The sequence below is a fragment of the Marilutibacter maris genome (genome assembly GCF_003233695.1).
Taxonomy (GTDB): domain Bacteria; phylum Pseudomonadota; class Gammaproteobacteria; order Xanthomonadales; family Xanthomonadaceae; genus Marilutibacter; species Marilutibacter maris.
The window spans coordinates 1,081,057-1,096,953 of record NZ_CP029843.1 but is presented as its reverse complement, the minus strand read 5'-3'; the positions used below and the strand labels follow the sequence as shown (position 1 = coordinate 1,096,953).

The following is a 15,897-nucleotide window of genomic DNA, read 5'->3' as shown; positions in this document are numbered from 1 at the left end:
GTGAGCGCGGCGTCACGACGCGGCCGGGACTTGACCCGGTCCGGCGACAGCGCGAGCCTTGAGGCCCGGCCCGGAACCCCAGCGGCTCCGACCGGGACCCGCCATGACCGCCCGCCGAGCGCCTTCCGCCTCGGACGGCAGCGTTTCCGACGCGGACAGCCATGACGACGAGCGCGGATCGTTCCGCGAAAGGCCCGGCCGACCGTGGCCGGACTTCCCAAGAACCCCGGGAGGTACGACGTCATGCCCTACTCCACAGCGAGCATCCGCAACGTGGCCCTGGCAGGCCACCCCGCCGCCGGCAAGACCACCCTGTTCGAAGCCCTGCTGCACGCCGGCGGCACCGTCCAGACGGCAGGCAGCATCGAGCGCGGCACCACCCTGTCCGATTTCGACCCGATGGAGAAATCGCGCGGCCACTCCTTGGACGCGGCGATCGCCAGCACCGACCACGGCGGCATCCATCTCAATCTGATCGACACCCCCGGCTACCCCGATTTCCGCGGCCCGGCGCTGTCGGCGCTGGCTGCGGTCGAGACCGTGCTGGTGGTGGTCGACGCCGATCACGGCGTCGAATACGGCACCCGGCGGATGATGGACTACGCGCGCGAACGCAAGTTGTGCCGCGCGATCGTCGTCAACAAGATCGACCACGACGGCGCCGATCCGGCGCGGGTGCTGGAAGAACTGCGCGAGAGCTTCGGTCCGGTCTGCCTGCCGTTGAACCTGCCCACCGGCAACGGCAGCGGCGTCGTCGACTGCTTCGGCAATTCCGCCGGCGACAGCGACCTCGGCCCGGTCGCCGACTGGCACCAGCGGATCATCGACCAGGTGGTCGAGGTCAACGAGACGGTGATGGAACACTACCTCGACCTCGGCGAGGACGGACTGGGCGGCGACGAGCTGCACGATGCGTTCGAACAGTGCCTGCGCGAGGGACATCTGGTGCCGGTGGTGTTCTGCTCGGCGCGCGACGGCACCGGGGTGAAGGAGCTGCTGGCGATCGCCGAGCGGCTGTTCCCGCATCCGGGCGAGGCCAATCCGCCGCCGTTCGAGAAACGCAACGGCGCCGGCATGGTCGCGGTGCAGGCGCGTCCGGATCCGGACGCGCACGTGATCGCCGACGTGTTCAAGGTCGTCAACGACCCCTTCGTCGGCAAGCTGGCGGCGTTCCGCGTCTACCAGGGCACGGTCCGCCGCGACAGCCAGTTGTTCGTCGACGACGGCAAGAAGCCGTTCAAGGTCGGCCACCTGTTCAAGCTCAGGGGCAAGGAACACATCGAGATCGAGCAGGCCGTACCGGGCGACATCGCCGCGGTCGCCAAGGTCGACGACCTGCATTTCGATGCGGTCCTGCACGACAGCCACGACGAGGACCAGATCCACCTGGCGCCGCTGGACTTCCCCCGGCCGATGTTCGGGCTGGCGGTCAGCGCCACCCGCAAGGGCCAGGAGCAGAAGCTCGCCGCGGCCCTGCACAAACTGGCCGAGGAGGACCCCTGCTTCGTCGTCGAGCACGAGGCCGAGACCAACGAGACGGTGATCCGCGGCCTGTCCGACCTGCATCTGCGGGTGAATCTGGAGCGGCTGCAGGAGCGGCACGGCGTCGAGGTCGCGTCGCGGCCGCCGCGGATCGCCTACCGCGAGACCGTCAGCGGCAAGGCCGAGGGGCATCACCGGCACAAGAAGCAGACCGGCGGCGCCGGCCAGTTCGGCGAGGTGTTCCTGCGCATCGAGCCGCTGCCGCGCGGCGGCGGCTTCGAGTTCGTCGACGAGGTCAAGGGCGGCACCATCCCCGGCCAGTTCCTGCCCGCGGTCGAGAAGGGCGTGCGCCAGGTGCTGCAGGGCGGCGCGCTGGCCGGCTACCCGATGCAGGACATCCGGGTGATCGTCTACGACGGCAAGCACCACCCGGTCGACAGCAAGGAGGTCGCCTTCGTCGCCGCCGGCAAGAAGGCCTTCCTCGACGCGGTGCAGAAGGCGCGGCCGCAGGTGCTGGAGCCGATCGTCGACCTGGAGGTCAATGCGCCGGAACAGCACATGGGCGACATCAGCGGCGGTCTGGCCTCCAAGCGCGCGCGGATCAACGGCACCGACGCCCTGCGCGGCGGCGAGATCGTGGTCAAGGCGCAGGTGCCGCTGTCGGAACTGGAGGGCTACGCGGCCGAGCTGAAGTCGGTGACGGCCGGACGTGGCCGCTACTCGCTGGACTTCAGCCACTACGAGCCGGTGCCGGCGCAGGTGCAGCAGAAGCTGGTCGACGCCTACAAGCCGCATCACGAGGAGGATGGATGAACGGGAACGCGACCCATCCCAAATACCTGGCCTACCTGCGGCAGCGCCAGCAGCTGGACGAGCGCCTGCTGGCGGTGACCGAACGCTATGAAAAGGCGCTGCTGACGCTGTCCGGCGGCGCCATCGCGATCTCGCTGACCTTCCTGGAAAAGATCGCGATCGCACCGACGGCGGCCAGTGTGCCGGTGATGGGACTGTCGTGGCTGTTCCTGGTCTTCGCGGTCCTGCTCGGGTTCGTGTCGATCTACTTCTCGTCGGTCGCGGTGGAGCGCGCCCGCGCCGAGAACGAAGACGATTACGCCAACTTCCTCCGCGCCGAAAGCGGATCTGGAGAGGGCCGCAACCCTCCACCCGGCCGGGCCAGATTGCTGTCGACCTATATCAAGCGCTGCAGCTTCGCGGCGACCGCCTGCCTGGTGGCGGGCCTGTTCCTGCTGTGCACATTCGCGACACTCAACCTGTTTTCGAGCACCGCTCAAGGAGAACGCAGCATGCCCGACCTCGAACACACCCCATTGCAGGGCCCGCAAGGACAGGCCCCCGAAGACACCCACAGGGGCTCCTACACCCCCGAGCGCCAGGAGCAGGGGCCGCCTGCGGGCAAGCCCGGCGAGAACGGCGGACAGGACCAGGACGATGCCTCCGATGGCGGCTGAACACGGCGATCGCGGGCACCCGGCGCGGCGCAAGGACGGCTGATGGGCAAGGCACACCGCCTGGCCGAAGCGCAGCGGCTGGAGGACATCCCCAACATCGGCCCGTCGATGGCCGACGACCTGCGCGCGCTCGGCATCGACGCGCCGGCGGAGCTGCGCGGCCGCGACGCGACCGGGCTCTATCTGCAGCTGTGCGCGCTGACCGGCCTGCGCCAGGACCCCTGCGTGCTGGATACCTTCATCGCCGCGGTCGCGTTTGCCGAGCACGACGACGCGCGCCCGTGGTGGGCCTTCACCGCGCAGCGCAAACGCGACTGGCCGGCGGTCGAAGCGCGTTTGCCGGCCGACCTGCGCCGCATGCGATGACAGCCGCGTGGAAGAGGCCCATCGTCAACCGCTCGCTTCATGAGGCTTCCACGGCGATGATGGAACGCTGTCGAACGTCATCCGTCGTACGGAGCTGGAGCCCCATGACGCCGAACCAGGTGCCGAGCCACCGACCTCCACCCGCGGGCATCGCCGGCGCCGCGGCGATCATCGCGATCGCGCTGGCGGCGCCGTCCGCAACGGCGCAGACGCCATCGCAACCGCCCGACCTGTCGCCACTGGAAGGCCGCACCCGGGTCAGCTACGAGTACCGGCTTCCGGAAGGCCATCCGGCCACCGAAGCGATGCGCCAGGCAATCCTCGACGCCGCCACCCGCCAGCGCGACAACCAGGGCGGCGATCTCTACATCCGCTACTCGACCCTGCGCGGAGGCGTCTTTCCGCACGACGGCGCACGCCCGCTGCCGCCGCGCGACGCGTTGCCGGAACAGGGCGTCTCCGGCGACCGCTTCTCGGCCAGCGTCTGCGGCAACCGCCGCCAGCAGCGCTGGGATTTCGTGTGGAGCGACGGCACCACGCCGGGCTGGCGGCTGATCGGCTACCACAACCACCGGGTCAAGCGCTGCGAGCCGGGCTGGGAAGCCAACCCCTGACCCGTCGCGGCGTCATCGTCGCGCGATCACCGGACGGAGTCGGCAGGAGCGGCACAAGCCGCTCCTACGATCCGCCCCGCGACCTCAGACGTGCTTGCCGCGCGTCCAGCCCTCATGCGCGAGCCACTGGCGCCCGGACGCCTCGGCGCCCTCCTCCAGGGTCGTCGCCATCGAATCGTTCCAGCGATTGAGGTAGCCGAACAACGCGATCACGCCGAGGATCTCGACGATCTCGCCATCGTCCCAGTGCTCGCGCAGACGCGCATGCAGGCCCGGCTCGACCGCATTGGGGACCTGCGAGGCGGCGACGGCGAACTCCAGCGCGACCCGCTCGGCCTCGCTGAACGCCGGGTGGCTGCGGAACTCCCACACATGCTCCATCTGGGTCGCCTCGGCGCCGTAGCGCTCGGCGGCGCGGATCGTGTGCGCCTGGCAGTAGCGGCAGCCGGTGGCATGGCTGGAGACATAGCCGATCAGCCGCTTCAGCGCGCTGGTGACCCGGCCCTGGTTCTGCATCACCGCCACGTTGAGGCCGATGAAGGCCTTGGCGATCGCGGGCCGCCGCATCATCGTCAGCACGCTGTTGGGGCAGAAGCCCAGGGTCTCGTTGAAGAACTTCGCCAGTTCGGCGACTTCGGCATCGCTATCGGCGGGCAGGGGATCGACCAGCGGCATCGCGCATTCCATCCTGTCAACGAAGGAAGCGGCAGCTTACACCCCGGTCCAGGGCCGGAGTCGCGGTCACCTCGGCCACAGCTGGTAGCCTTCTGCGCCATGGCCCCGTCCCCCGCCCCCGCGCGCATCGTCCTCGACACCAATGCCTGGCTCGACCTGCTGGTGTTCGCCGACCCGCGCATCGCCGCCATCGAGGCCGCGTTGTCCGGAGGCCGGCTCGAGGCCATCACCAGCGAGCCCTGCCGCGAAGAGTGGCGGCGGGTGCTGGGCTATCCGCTGCTGTCGCTGGCGCCGCCGCGACGCGAGGCGCTGATGACCGCATTCGACGCCCGCGCCCGCATCGTCGAGGTCGCACCAGCGGGCGCCGAGCTCCTGCCGCAATGCCGCGATCGCGACGACCAGAAGTTCCTCGAACTGGCCCTGGCCGGCGGTGCCCGCTGGCTGATCAGTCGCGACAAGGCGCTATTGCGGCTGAACCGCCGCACCCGTCGCGACGGCCTGTTCGAGATCCTGGTGCCGGAGGCCTGGCGCCCGTCCCTCGGACCGGTCCCCTGATCGCTGGAATCAGATCTCGAAGCGGTAGGACAGCTTGACCAGGAACTGCTCGTCGTCGCGCAACTGGAAGCTGTCCTCCAGCGCCGGGAACGGACCGTCGGCATCCTGGGTCAGGTCGAAGCCGCCGCGGCCATAGACCACGTACAGGTACGACAACGGCGCCAGCTCGTAGCGGTAGCGGATCTGGAAGCCGAGGTTGCGCACGCTGAAGTCGTCGACCGGCTCGGCGCTGGCGACCGCACGGCCGCTGCCGTCGATGCGCCAGGCCTGCTGCAACTCTGCGTCCAGACCGATCGCCTGCAACTTGATCCTCAGCTCCTGGCGCGTGTCGATGGTCCAGTCCAGGCCCGCCTTCAGTCGCACGCTGCGCTCGTCGAAGCCGCCGACCAGGTTGTCGCGCTGCCACACCAGCCAGTCCGGGATGCGCTCGTAGTAGAGCCCGCCGTAGATGCTGAAGGCGTCGCTGACGAAATAGGTCGGACGGAACTCGAAGTCGTAGCCGACCTTGTCGTTGCCGGCCAGGCCGCCGCTGAACATGTCGGCGTAGAGCAGCCAGGCCCAGTCGCCCTTGCGCGGCCGCGAATACTCGAAGTAGCTGTTGAAGTTGGCCGGCATCTCGATCACGCCGTTGCCGCGGGTCAGCCGGTCGTTGACGCCCGAGGAGTTGAGGTTCAACTGCATGTATTCGGAACTGCCGTCGCGCAGCTGGCTCTGGCGGCTGATCCGGAACTGGTCGTTGAGCCTCTGGCCATGGTCGTTGGAGGTGTGGCTGACCCGCGCGCGCCAGTCCTTGGAGCTGTAGCGCGAGGTCTCCTCCAGACCGGTGAAGCGGCGCTGCACCTGCCAGTGGCCGTAGTTGAGGTTGTTGCGCGCCAGATAGCCGAAGTCGTTGATCTGCAGGGTGTCGCCGAAATGCATCGCCAACCACTGCTGGCGCCAGCCCGCGTCCATCTCGTAGTTGACGAACACACTGCCGCCGGAGCCGCGTTCGGTCTCGCCGTCGTCGTCGATGCGACTGCCGATCAGGCGCGACTCGACGCTGACCCGGTCGCTCGGCCGCCAGTTGTGGTCGACGCCGAACACGGTCGCCTCGCGATCCAGGAACGGCCGCTCGACCCGGGTCAGCATCGCACCCAGATTCTGCCCCTGGAAGTCGCGCACCAGTCGCAGCGCGGCAAAGGTGCGACCGGCATCGTCGGCCTCCTCGGCCAGGAACACGCCGTACTTGGTGCCGCCCAAGCTGCCGTTGAGCTTGATCGCGGCATCGATGTCGCCGGCACCGTCGCCGTCGTCGGCCGGACCGCCGACCCGGCGGGTATACAGCAGCTGGCTGTCGTCGGACGGCGTGGTGAACTCGAACAGGCCCTGGTTCTCGGTGAAGAACGGGCGCTTGTCGCTGATAAAGGTCTCGGTCGCGCTGAAGTTGATCACCAGGTCGTCGCTCTCGACCTGGCCGAAGTCGGGGTTGACGGTCGCGGTCAGCTGGAACTGGCCGTTGGGCTTCCAGAACAGGTCCAGGCCGCCTTCGAAGTCGCCGGACCCGCCGATGTTGTCGTACAGCCCGGACACGTAGGGGGTGACCGCCAGCAGCGACTGGCTGTACTGGGCGACCTCAACCGGCTCGAATTCGGACAGGTAGCGCGGCCGCTCGAAGCTCGCGCCCGGCCAGGCCATGCGCTCGCCGGTCGAGCCGATCACCCGGTCGAGCTGGATGCCGATCGTGCGCATGCCGTTCTCGCCCTTGCGCATCGGCGCGATGTACCAGGGGATCAGCATCTCGACCGACCAGCCGTCGCCGTCCTCGGACACCGCGTGCAGCCAGTGGCCGTCCCAGTCGTCGTTGAACTGGTTCTCGTTGGTGATGACCGAGTCGGACACGCCGCCGGTCGAGGCGACGGTGAAGTTGTAGCCGGTACGGCCGTCGCCGTCGAAATCGACCATCAGGTTGACCCGGTCGACCTGGGCGTTGAAGTCGCGCTGGACCCTCTGCCGGGTCCAGGTCACCGATTGCGGCTGCGGATTGCGGAACGCGATCGCCAGGCCGTCCGGGGTCGCCATGATCCAGGCCTCGGTCGTCAGCGAGCCCGGCTCAAGATTCAGCGGCTGGACCTTGCGGAAGCCGGTGACGTGACGGGCTCCCTGCCATTCGCCAGGGTCGATGCGGCCATCGACCTCGATCGCGGCGACCGGCAGCGCGACGCACAGGAGCGACGGGAACAACGAGCACGACAACGGGAAACGACGGACGCGGGGACGGGTCGAACTGGGGAGCATGGGAGATGGCCGGGCGGGATCTGTGCGGAATCGGCGCACAGGCTATGCGTATCCGGCGCCATCCCCGACTGGCACAAGTCATGGCAACCTTGCGGCCCCGTCGCGCATCCGTGTCCGGATCGGCGCCGCCCGCTGCGGGTGTCCGCCCGCGTCGCCGCGGGCAGTCCGACGCTACTGCATGTGCCAGCCGTGGCTGACGATCAGGCTCTGCCCGGTCAGCGCCGCGCTTGGGAATTCGCACAGGAAGCGCACGGCCTGGGCGACGTCCTCGACCGTGGTGAAGATGCCGTCCACGGTCTGGCCGAGCATCACGTTGCGGATCACCTCGTCCTCGCTGATGCCCAGCTCCTTCGACTGCTCCGGGATCTGCTTGTCGACCAGCGGGGTGCGCACGAAGCCGGGGCAAACCACGTGGCTGCGCACGCCGCGCTCGCCGCCCTCCTTGGCCAGCGTCCGCGACAGCCCGAGCAGGCCGTGCTTGGCGGTCACGTAGGCGGACTTGAGCTTGGAGGCCTGGTGCGAGTGCACCGAGCCCATGTAGATCACCGTGCCGCCGCGCGGCTTGCCGTCGGCGCCCTCGGCGTACATGTGCGGCAGCACCGCGCGGGTGGTCAGGAAGGCGCCGTCCAGGTGGATCGCCAGCATCTTCCTCCAGTCGGCGAAGCCGTACTGCTCGATCGGATTGACGATCTGGATGCCGGCATTGGAGACCAGGATGTCGATCGGCCCGAGCGCCTGCACCGCGTCGGCGATGCCGCGGTTGACCGCATCCTCGTCGGTCACGTCCATCGCCACCGCCAGCGCGCGTCCGCCCGCGGCGACGACCGCATCGGCGACGGCCTGCGCGCCGTCCAGGTTGAGATCGGCGATGACCACCGCCGCGCCCGCGCGCGCCAGCTCGTGCGCGATCTCCTTGCCGATGCCGCTGGCGGCGCCGGTGACGACCGCAACCTTGCCCTCAATCGATTTCATGCCGGATTCCTCGCTGGTTCTCCTTCCCTGCTCGGCGGGAAGGCCGGATGGGGGACGCGCCGCGGATGCGGCGGCCAGGCGATCAGTCTGGGGCCGCCCCGGTTACCGTGCCATTGCACGATCGGACAAAGGCGGCGCGCCGCCGGCCATGCCGCTCAATGCTTCTTCTTTTTCTTCTTGCCGGACTTCTTCTTTTTCTTCGGCTGCAGCATCGTGCCGGTGCACTTCTTGGCCCCGCAGCGGCAGGCCCAGATCGCCTTCAGTTCCTTGGTGTGCTTCTCGGCCAGGGTGATGCCGTAGTTGTAGGACAGCTCCTCGCCCGGCTCGATGTCGCGGACCGCCTCGATGAAGACCTTGTCCTTGCGCCGGTCGTCGCCCTCGTCCTCGTCGAGAATCGCCTCGCAGTTGGGCTTGCAGCTGTGGTTGATCCAGCGCGCGATGTTGCCGCGCACGTTGGCGTCGATCACGTACTCGTCGTTGAGGGTGAACAGGAAGGTATGGCCGGACCCGACGTCGCCGGTATCGCCGGCATCGACCTCCTCGTGGGTCCGCAGCGTGCCCCTGTACTCGACGATGCGCTCGCCCTTGCTGATCGGTTCCTTCGCGAACACGCCGTTGCCGTGGATCTGGGAACGGCGGGCGACAATCTTGCTTGGCATGGGGACTCCCGGGTTGGCTCCCGGCCATTCTGACCCGGATCGCATGACAACGGCCAATGCGCCCGGCCTGAACGCCGGAGGTGACCGCCCTTGGCCTGCCCGCGCCAAATCCGTACAATTCCGGTACGGATTAACGAGCACCGTCCCCACATGCTCCGCGTCACCAAGCTCACCGATTACGCGACGGTCGTCCTGACCGTGCTCGCGGCCTGCCCCGACGACGTGCTCAGCGCGTCGGAGCTGGCCGATCGCGCGGGCCTGGAGGCGCCGACCGTGGCCAAGGTGCTCAAACCGCTGGCGCAGGCGGGCCTGGTCGAAGGCTTTCGCGGCGCCAACGGCGGCTACCGCCTGGCCCGCCCCGCCGACCGGATCAGCCTGATCGAGGTCGTCGAGGCGATGGAAGGCCCGCTCGGCATGACCGAATGCAGCGTGCATGCCGGCAACTGCACGATCGAGAGCCAGTGCGGCGTGCGCGCGAACTGGCGCCGCATCAACGACGTGGTGGTCGCCGCGCTGCGCGAGGTGACCCTGGCGCAGATGCTGGCGCCGCCGGCGACCCCACCACCCGACCCGAAGCGCATCGACCTGCGCCTCGCCAATGCATGAACCGACAGTAGGCAGCCCCATGGCCACCGAATCAACCATCGAAACGCGTGCCGAAGCCCCCGACGCCGCACTGCCCGAAGCCAACCGCGACATCCACGCGCGGCTGGGCCGCAAGTACGACGCCGGCTTCGTCACCGACATCGAATCCGACAGCCTGCCGCCGGGGTTGGACGAGGACATCATCCGCCAGCTCTCCGCGCGCAAGAACGAGCCGGAGTGGATGACCCAGTGGCGCCTGCAGGCGTACCGGCACTGGCTGACGATGCCGATGCCGAACTGGGCCAAGCTGCAGATCGCCGCCATCGACTTCCAGGCGCTGAGCTACTACAGCGCGCCCAAGGGCCCGAAGTACAACTCGCTGGACGAGGTGCCGCAGGAGCTGCTCGACACCTACGAGAAGCTCGGCGTGCCGCTGCACGAGCGCGCCAAGCTGGCCGGCGTCGCGGTCGACGCGGTGTTCGACTCGGTCTCGGTCGGCACCACCTTCCGCAAGGAGCTGGCCGAGAAGGGCATCATCTTCTGCTCGATGTCCGAGGCCATCGCCGAGCATCCCGAGCTGGTCCGCCAGTACCTGGGCAGCGTGGTGCCGACCGGCGACAACTTCTTCGCGGCGTTGAACTCGGCGGTGTTCTCCGACGGCAGCTTCGTGTTCATCCCGCGCGGGGTGCGCTGCCCGATGGAGCTGAGCACCTATTTCCGCATCAACGCCGGCCACACCGGCCAGTTCGAGCGCACCCTGATCGTGTGCGAGGACAAGGCCTACGTGTCCTACCTGGAAGGCTGCACCGCGCCGATGCGCGACGAGAACCAGTTGCATGCGGCGGTGGTCGAGCTGGTCGCGCTGGAGGACGCCGAGATCAAGTACTCGACCGTGCAGAACTGGTATCCGGGCGACGAGGAAGGCCGCGGCGGCATCTACAACTTCGTGACCAAGCGCGCCGAGTGCCGTGGCGCCCGCAGCAAGGTCAGCTGGACCCAGGTCGAGACCGGTTCGGCGATCACCTGGAAGTACCCCTCGTGCGTGCTGCTGGGCGACGACTCGGTCGGCGAGTTCTACTCGGTCGCGCTGACCCATCACCGCCAGCAGGCCGATACCGGCACCAAGATGATCCACGTCGGCGCCCGCACCAAGAGCAAGATCATCAGCAAGGGCATCAGCGCCGGCCGCGGCCAGAACACCTACCGCGGCCTGGTCAAGGTCGAGAAGGGCGCGGTCGCCGCGCGCAACCACACCCAGTGCGACAGCCTGCTGATCGGCAAGAAGTGCGGCGCGCACACCTTCCCCTACATCGAGGTCAAGCAGCCCACCGCGACCGTCGAGCACGAGGCGACCACCTCCAAGATCAGCGAGGACCAGTTGTTCTACTGCCGCTCGCGCGGCATCGGCGAGGAGGACGCGGTGTCGATGATCGTCGACGGTTTCTGCAAGAGCGTGTTCCGCGAGCTGCCGATGGAGTTCGCGGTCGAGGCCAAGAAGCTGCTGGAAGTCTCGCTGGAGGGCTCGGTCGGATGATCCGCCGCAGCCTGGCCATCGCCCTGCTCGCGCTGCCCGGCCTGGCGGCGGCCCAGCAACCGGTCTGCGATCCCGCGGGCAGCCAGCAGGAAATGAACGCCTGCGCCTTCGACGCCCTTGCCGAGGACGACGCCGAACTCAACCGCGTCTATCGCCAGGTGCTCGCCAGCCGTCCCGACGATGCGCTGTTCGCGCAGAAGCTGCGCGATGCCCAGCGCCTGTGGATCCAGCTGCGGGACGCCGATCTCGATGCGCTGTTCCCGGTCGCCGATGGCGTGGACCCGAGGATCGAGTACGGCTCGATCTACCCGCTCGAACGCGCCGAGGCCAAGACCCGGATGACCCGCGAGCGTACCCGCTACCTGCGCGAGCACTGGCTCGACGACAACGGCCGTTGAGGCCGCCCCACGAATGACCCGCGAAGCGAACTCCATGCTCAAGATCGAAAACCTCCACGCCTCCATCGGCGGACGCGAAATCCTCAAGGGCCTGTCGCTGGAGCTGCGGCCCGGCCAGGTGCACGCCATCATGGGCCCCAACGGCGCCGGCAAGTCCACGCTGGGCAACATCCTGGCCGGCCGCGAAGGCTACGAAGTCACCGCCGGCTCGGTCAGCTTCGGCGATCAGGACCTGCTCGCGCTGGAGCCGGAGGAACGCGCCACCGCCGGCGTGTTCCTGGCGTTCCAGTACCCGGTCGAGATCCCGGGGGTGAACAACACCTATTTCCTGCGCACCGCCCTCAATGCCCAGCGCAAGGCGCGCGGCGAGGCCGAGCTGGATTCGATGCAGTTCCTCAAGCTGGTGCGCGAGAAGCTGGCGGTGCTGCACCTGAAGGACGAACTGCTGCACCGCGGCGTCAACGAGGGCTTCTCCGGCGGCGAGAAGAAGCGCAACGAGATCTTCCAGCTGGCGCTGCTGGAGCCCAGGCTCGCCATCCTCGACGAGACCGATTCCGGCCTCGACATCGATGCGCTGAAGACCGTCGCCGAGGGCGTCAACGCCCTGCGTTCGCCGGAGCGCGCGTTCCTGGTGATCACCCATTACCAGCGCCTGCTCGACTACATCAAGCCCGACGTGGTCCACGTGCTGGCCGACGGCCGCATCGTCGAGACCGGCGGCCCCGAGCTGGCGATGGAGCTGGAGCAGCACGGCTATGCCTGGCTCAAGGACCGGATCGCGCCGGAAGCGGGTGCCTGAGATGACCGCCCTGCTCGACTCCTTCCGCGACGCCTTCCAGGCCCTGCCGGCGCGCGATGCCGCCGGCCTGGGCGAGAGCCGTGCCGCCGCGCTGGAGGCCGCGCTGCGCGACGGCATGCCGCACGCGCGCGTCGAAGCCTGGAAATACACACCGCTGCGCGCGCTCGAACGGCGCGCGTTCGCCGCCGCCGACGGGACCGTCGCCGACTTCGATCCGGCCCTGCTGGAAGCGATTCCGTCGCCGCGGCTGGTGTTCGTCAACGGGCGCCTCGACGAGGCCCACAGCGACATCGCCGGCCTGCCGGACGGCTTCACGGTCGCACCGCTGTCGCAGGCCCTGGCCGGCGGCGACGCGCGCGAGGTCAATTTCCTCGCCCGCCGCTTCGAGCGCGGCGACGAGGTCTTCGCCCGCCTCAATGCCGCGCTGGCGGCCGAGGGTGCGGTGGTGCGCGTGGAGGCCGGCGTGTCCGTCGCCGCGCCGCTGCACCTGGTGTTCATCGGCGCGGCATCCGATGCCGACCGCGCCTGGCACCTGCGTCACCTGATCGAGCTGCGCGAGGGCGCGGCGCTGACCGTGGTCGAACACCACCTGGGCAGCGGCGCCCACCGTCACCTCGGCAACGGCCTGCTGCACGCCCACCTCGGCGCGCGCGCGCATCTGGTGCATGCGCGCGTGCAGGACGAGGAGACCGGCGCCACCGCGATCTCGCGTACCGACGCGGTGCTGGCGCGCGAGGCCCGCTACCAGCGCATCGACCTCGAACTGGGGGCCGCACTGAGCCGTCATGAACTGAATATCGCCCTGCACGGCGAACGCGCCGTCGCACAGGCCAATGGCGTGCTGCTGGCCACCGGCAAGCGCCATCTCGACACCCGCCTGGGCATCGACCATGCCGGTCGCGACAGCCGCTGCGAGCTCATCTGGCGCGGACTCGGCGCCGGCCGCTCGAAGGCGGCCTTCCACGGCGGCATCGTGATCCGCGAAGGCGCCGACGGCGTCGAGGCCGCGTTGTCGAACAAGAACCTGCTGCTCAGCGACGGCGCCGAGATCGACAGCCAGCCGGTACTGGAAATCCATGCCGACGAGGTCCAGGCCGCGCACGGCGCCACCGTCGGCCAGCTCGACCCGACCGCGCTGTTCTATCTGCGCAGCCGCGGCGTGCCGGCGGCGCAGGCACGCGCCCTGCTGACCCGCGCGTTCTGCCGCGAGACCCTGACGGTGATCGAGGACGCCGCGCTGCGCGAGGCGCTGGCGGCCCGGCTCGACGCCGCACTGGACCGACTGGAGACCGCATGAACGTTCCGCCCGCCCCGCTGTCCGCAGACCCCGCAGCCGCGGTCGACTGGGCCCGGGTCCGCGCCGACTTCCCGGTGCTGACCCGCGAGGTCCACGGCAAGCCGCTGATCTACCTGGATTCGGCCAACACCGGGCAGAAACCGGCATCGGTGATCGAGGCGGTCGACGATTTCTACCGCCGCCACAACGCCAACGTCAGCCGCGCGGTGCATGCGCTCGGCACCGAGGCGACCGAAGCCTACGAGGGCGCGCGCGGCAAGCTGGCGAAGTTCCTCAACGTCCGCGCCGACGAACTGGTGCTGTGCAGCGGCACCACCTTCGCGATCAACCTGGTCGCCTATTCGTGGGCGCTGCCCCGGCTCGGCCCCGGCGACGCGATCGTGCTGACCCGGATGGAGCACCACGCCAACATCGTGCCGTGGCAGCTGGTCGCCCAGCGCACCGGCGCCACGATCAAGGTCGCCGAACTCGACGATCGCGGCGACCTCGACCTCGAAGGCCTGCGCGCCCTGCTCACCCCGGAGGTGAAGCTGCTGGCGCTGACCCACGTGTCGAACGTGCTGGGCACGGTCAATCCGGTCCGCGAGATCTGCCGCGAGGCGCGCCGCCGCGGCATCGTCACCCTGGTCGACGGCTCCCAGGCCGCGCCGCACCGCCCGCTCGACATCGCCGCGATCGGCTGCGACTTCTATGCGCTGACCGGCCACAAGATGAGCGGCCCCACCGGCACCGGCGTGTTGTGGGCGCGCCGCGAGCACCTGGAGGCGATGCCGCCGTTCATCGGTGGCGGCGAGATGATCAAGGAGGTCCGCTTCGAGGGCACCGTGTTCAACGATCCACCGCACAAGTTCGAGGCCGGCACCCCGAACATCGCCGGCTTCGTCGGCCTCGGCGCCGCGGTGGACTATCTGTCGGCGCTGGGGATGGCGCGGATCGAGGCGCGCGAACAGGCGCTGCTGGACTACGCGACCGCGGCGCTGTCGGCGATCGACGGCCTGCGCATCTTCGGCGCGCCGAAGGAAAAGGCGGCGGTGATCAGCTTCCTGGTCGAGGGCGCGCACGCCCACGACCTGGCGACCCTGCTCGACCTGGAGGGCGTGGCGATCCGCTCCGGCCACCACTGCGCGCACCCGCTGATGCAGCACTTCGGGGTCCCGGCGACCTGCCGCGCATCGCTCGCCTTCTACAACACCTTCGAGGAGATCGACGCCTTCGCCGCGGCGATCGACAAGGTCCGCAGGCTGTTGGTGTAGGCCTCCCTGTTTCCCAAGGCGCTTTGCCTTCGTAGGAGCGGCGTAAGCCGCGATCGGACGATACGGTGAAAGCTCCATCGCGGCTTACGCCGCTCCTACGAAGAGCGATCGTCCGCCTCATCCCCCCAGCCCCCTGAGTCAGGGGGCGATTCGCGCGCAGCGCGAATGGGGGTGTGGAAGCGCAACGGCGGGGCCCGAGGTTTGCGCGGCAAACCTTGGGAGATATCCGCGCGCAGCCGGATATCGTTCCCCCCTGAGTGAGGGGGGCGATTCGCGCGCAGCGCGAATGGGGGTGTGGCAGCGCAACGGCGGGGCCCAAGGTTTGCGCAGCAAACTTTGGGGATTCCCGGGCGCGGCCAGGGAATCGCGGCTTACGCCGCTCCTACGGAAGCGTCGACACCGGTAATATTCCGCCATGCACGCACTGACCTTCAGCCTCGCGACCGAGGCCGACATTCCCGCCCTGGTCGAGCTGGTGACCTCGTCCTACCGCGGCGACGCCAGCCGCGCCGGCTGGACCACCGAAGCCGACCTGCTCGACGGCAACCGCATCGACCCGGAGGTGTTGCGCGAGGACATCGTCCGCCCGCGCAGTCGCGTCCTGCTCGCCCACCGCGACGACGCGCTGATCGCCTGCGCGCATGTCGCCGAACAGGACGGCGCCGGCTACTTCGGCATGTTCTCGGTGGCCCCGACCGCGCAGGGCGGCGGGCTGGGCCGGATCGTGCTGACCGAGGCCGAGCGCCTGGCGCGCGAGGACCTGGGCCTGGCGACGATGCGGATGACGGTGATCGACGTGCGCGACGAGCTGATCGCCTGGTACGAGCGCCGCGGCTACCGGCGTACCGGGATCAAGAAGCCGTTCCCGTACGGCGACGAGCGCTTCGGCATCCCCAAGCGCCCGGACCTGCGCTTCGAAATACTCGAGAAGCCGCTGTAAGCTGGTCCTCCCGGCAGCCGGCGCC

At 69.1% G+C, this 15,897-nt stretch carries 16 protein-coding genes; 12 read left to right on the top strand and 4 right to left on the bottom strand.

The window, feature by feature from the left end; translation table 11 throughout:
• Positions 1 to 243: 243 nt before the first annotated feature.
• From fusA to C9I47_RS04935, 4 genes are all read left to right on the top strand, one after another.
• The gene (gene fusA, locus C9I47_RS04950; protein WP_111265767.1) at positions 244 to 2,295 is read left to right on the top strand and encodes an elongation factor G; all 2,052 of its coding nucleotides are present in this window, start codon (positions 244 to 246) and stop codon (positions 2,293 to 2,295) included.
• Positions 2,292 to 2,951: a hypothetical protein gene (locus C9I47_RS04945; RefSeq protein WP_111265766.1), complete on the top strand. Its 660-nt coding sequence runs from the start codon at positions 2,292 to 2,294 to the stop codon at positions 2,949 to 2,951. The genes fusA and C9I47_RS04945 overlap by 4 nt, the downstream gene beginning before the upstream one ends.
• 42 nt (positions 2,952 to 2,993) lie before the next feature.
• The gene (locus tag C9I47_RS04940) at positions 2,994 to 3,317 is read left to right on the top strand and encodes a helix-hairpin-helix domain-containing protein (RefSeq protein ID WP_111265765.1); all 324 of its coding nucleotides are present in this window, start codon (positions 2,994 to 2,996) and stop codon (positions 3,315 to 3,317) included.
• Between the two features lie 104 nt (positions 3,318 to 3,421).
• A complete protein-coding gene (locus C9I47_RS04935) occupies positions 3,422 to 3,931 on the top strand; it encodes a hypothetical protein (RefSeq protein ID WP_111265764.1) in 510 nt (169 codons plus the stop codon).
• An 84-nt stretch (positions 3,932 to 4,015) separates the two neighbouring features.
• Here C9I47_RS04935 and C9I47_RS04930 read toward each other — a convergent pair whose 3' ends face one another.
• Positions 4,016 to 4,606 carry a carboxymuconolactone decarboxylase family protein gene (locus C9I47_RS04930; RefSeq protein ID WP_111265763.1) on the bottom strand — a complete coding sequence of 197 codons (591 nt, stop codon included), beginning with the start codon at positions 4,604 to 4,606 and terminating at the stop codon, positions 4,016 to 4,018.
• Between the two features lie 99 nt (positions 4,607 to 4,705).
• Here C9I47_RS04930 and C9I47_RS04925 point away from each other — a divergent pair, with 99 nt between their 5' ends.
• Positions 4,706 to 5,161, top strand: a complete 456-nt coding sequence (locus tag C9I47_RS04925; protein ID WP_111265762.1) for a putative toxin-antitoxin system toxin component, PIN family — start codon at positions 4,706 to 4,708, stop codon at positions 5,159 to 5,161.
• A 9-nt stretch (positions 5,162 to 5,170) separates the two neighbouring features.
• Here the strand turns inward: C9I47_RS04925 and C9I47_RS04920 are convergent, their stop codons facing one another.
• From C9I47_RS04920 to C9I47_RS04910, 3 genes are all read right to left on the bottom strand, one after another.
• On the bottom strand, positions 5,171 to 7,435 hold the full coding sequence (locus C9I47_RS04920) for a DUF5916 domain-containing protein (protein WP_111265761.1): 2,265 nt from the start codon (positions 7,433 to 7,435) through the stop codon (positions 5,171 to 5,173).
• Positions 7,436 to 7,606: 171 nt separating this feature from the next.
• Positions 7,607 to 8,407: a 3-hydroxybutyrate dehydrogenase gene (locus C9I47_RS04915; protein WP_111265760.1), complete on the bottom strand. Its 801-nt coding sequence runs from the start codon at positions 8,405 to 8,407 to the stop codon at positions 7,607 to 7,609.
• A 155-nt stretch (positions 8,408 to 8,562) separates the two neighbouring features.
• A complete protein-coding gene (locus C9I47_RS04910) occupies positions 8,563 to 9,066 on the bottom strand; it encodes an SET domain-containing protein (RefSeq protein WP_111265759.1) in 504 nt (167 codons plus the stop codon).
• Between the two features lie 150 nt (positions 9,067 to 9,216).
• Between C9I47_RS04910 and C9I47_RS04905 the strand changes: the two genes are divergently transcribed.
• The 7 genes from C9I47_RS04905 (at position 9,217) to C9I47_RS04875 (ending at position 15,872) form a co-directional block, all read left to right on the top strand.
• Positions 9,217 to 9,672, top strand: coding sequence for an SUF system Fe-S cluster assembly regulator (locus tag C9I47_RS04905; RefSeq protein ID WP_111265758.1), 456 nt, complete (start codon positions 9,217 to 9,219; stop codon positions 9,670 to 9,672).
• Positions 9,673 to 9,691: 19 nt separating this feature from the next.
• Positions 9,692 to 11,185, top strand: coding sequence for a Fe-S cluster assembly protein SufB (sufB, locus tag C9I47_RS04900; protein ID WP_407067499.1), 1,494 nt, complete (start codon positions 9,692 to 9,694; stop codon positions 11,183 to 11,185).
• Positions 11,182 to 11,583, top strand: coding sequence for a lysozyme inhibitor LprI family protein (locus C9I47_RS04895; protein ID WP_111265757.1), 402 nt, complete (start codon positions 11,182 to 11,184; stop codon positions 11,581 to 11,583). The genes sufB and C9I47_RS04895 overlap by 4 nt, the downstream gene beginning before the upstream one ends.
• A 34-nt stretch (positions 11,584 to 11,617) precedes the next feature.
• The gene (sufC, locus tag C9I47_RS04890; protein ID WP_111267967.1) at positions 11,618 to 12,382 is read left to right on the top strand and encodes a Fe-S cluster assembly ATPase SufC; all 765 of its coding nucleotides are present in this window, start codon (positions 11,618 to 11,620) and stop codon (positions 12,380 to 12,382) included.
• Between the two features lies 1 nt (position 12,383).
• Positions 12,384 to 13,679, top strand: a complete 1,296-nt coding sequence (gene sufD / locus C9I47_RS04885; protein WP_111265756.1) for a Fe-S cluster assembly protein SufD — start codon at positions 12,384 to 12,386, stop codon at positions 13,677 to 13,679.
• Positions 13,676 to 14,932 carry a cysteine desulfurase gene (locus tag C9I47_RS04880; protein WP_111265755.1) on the top strand — a complete coding sequence of 419 codons (1,257 nt, stop codon included), beginning with the start codon at positions 13,676 to 13,678 and terminating at the stop codon, positions 14,930 to 14,932. The genes sufD and C9I47_RS04880 overlap by 4 nt, the downstream gene beginning before the upstream one ends.
• Before the next feature lie 415 nt (positions 14,933 to 15,347).
• A complete protein-coding gene (locus C9I47_RS04875; protein ID WP_111265754.1) occupies positions 15,348 to 15,872 on the top strand; it encodes a GNAT family N-acetyltransferase in 525 nt (174 codons plus the stop codon).
• Positions 15,873 to 15,897: the final 25 nt, after the last annotated feature.

Excerpts from the sequence above, each read along its gene's own strand:
- fusA (WP_111265767.1), top strand. The coding sequence starts at position 244 with ATGCCCTACTCCACAGCGAGCATCCGCAACGTGGCCCTGGCAGGCCAC.
- C9I47_RS04945 (WP_111265766.1), top strand. The coding sequence starts at position 2,292 with ATGAACGGGAACGCGACCCATCCCAAATACCTGGCCTACCTGCGGCAG.
- C9I47_RS04940 (WP_111265765.1), top strand. The coding sequence starts at position 2,994 with ATGGGCAAGGCACACCGCCTGGCCGAAGCGCAGCGGCTGGAGGACATC.
- C9I47_RS04935 (WP_111265764.1), top strand. The coding sequence starts at position 3,422 with ATGACGCCGAACCAGGTGCCGAGCCACCGACCTCCACCCGCGGGCATC.
- C9I47_RS04930 (WP_111265763.1), bottom strand. The coding sequence starts at position 4,606 with ATGCCGCTGGTCGATCCCCTGCCCGCCGATAGCGATGCCGAAGTCGCC.
- C9I47_RS04925 (WP_111265762.1), top strand. The coding sequence starts at position 4,706 with ATGGCCCCGTCCCCCGCCCCCGCGCGCATCGTCCTCGACACCAATGCC.
- C9I47_RS04920 (WP_111265761.1), bottom strand. The coding sequence starts at position 7,435 with ATGCTCCCCAGTTCGACCCGTCCCCGCGTCCGTCGTTTCCCGTTGTCG.
- C9I47_RS04915 (WP_111265760.1), bottom strand. The coding sequence starts at position 8,407 with ATGAAATCGATTGAGGGCAAGGTTGCGGTCGTCACCGGCGCCGCCAGC.
- C9I47_RS04910 (WP_111265759.1), bottom strand. The coding sequence starts at position 9,066 with ATGCCAAGCAAGATTGTCGCCCGCCGTTCCCAGATCCACGGCAACGGC.
- C9I47_RS04905 (WP_111265758.1), top strand. The coding sequence starts at position 9,217 with ATGCTCCGCGTCACCAAGCTCACCGATTACGCGACGGTCGTCCTGACC.
- sufB (WP_407067499.1), top strand. The coding sequence starts at position 9,692 with ATGGCCACCGAATCAACCATCGAAACGCGTGCCGAAGCCCCCGACGCC.
- C9I47_RS04895 (WP_111265757.1), top strand. The coding sequence starts at position 11,182 with ATGATCCGCCGCAGCCTGGCCATCGCCCTGCTCGCGCTGCCCGGCCTG.
- sufC (WP_111267967.1), top strand. The coding sequence starts at position 11,618 with ATGCTCAAGATCGAAAACCTCCACGCCTCCATCGGCGGACGCGAAATC.
- sufD (WP_111265756.1), top strand. The coding sequence starts at position 12,384 with ATGACCGCCCTGCTCGACTCCTTCCGCGACGCCTTCCAGGCCCTGCCG.
- C9I47_RS04880 (WP_111265755.1), top strand. The coding sequence starts at position 13,676 with ATGAACGTTCCGCCCGCCCCGCTGTCCGCAGACCCCGCAGCCGCGGTC.
- C9I47_RS04875 (WP_111265754.1), top strand. The coding sequence starts at position 15,348 with ATGCACGCACTGACCTTCAGCCTCGCGACCGAGGCCGACATTCCCGCC.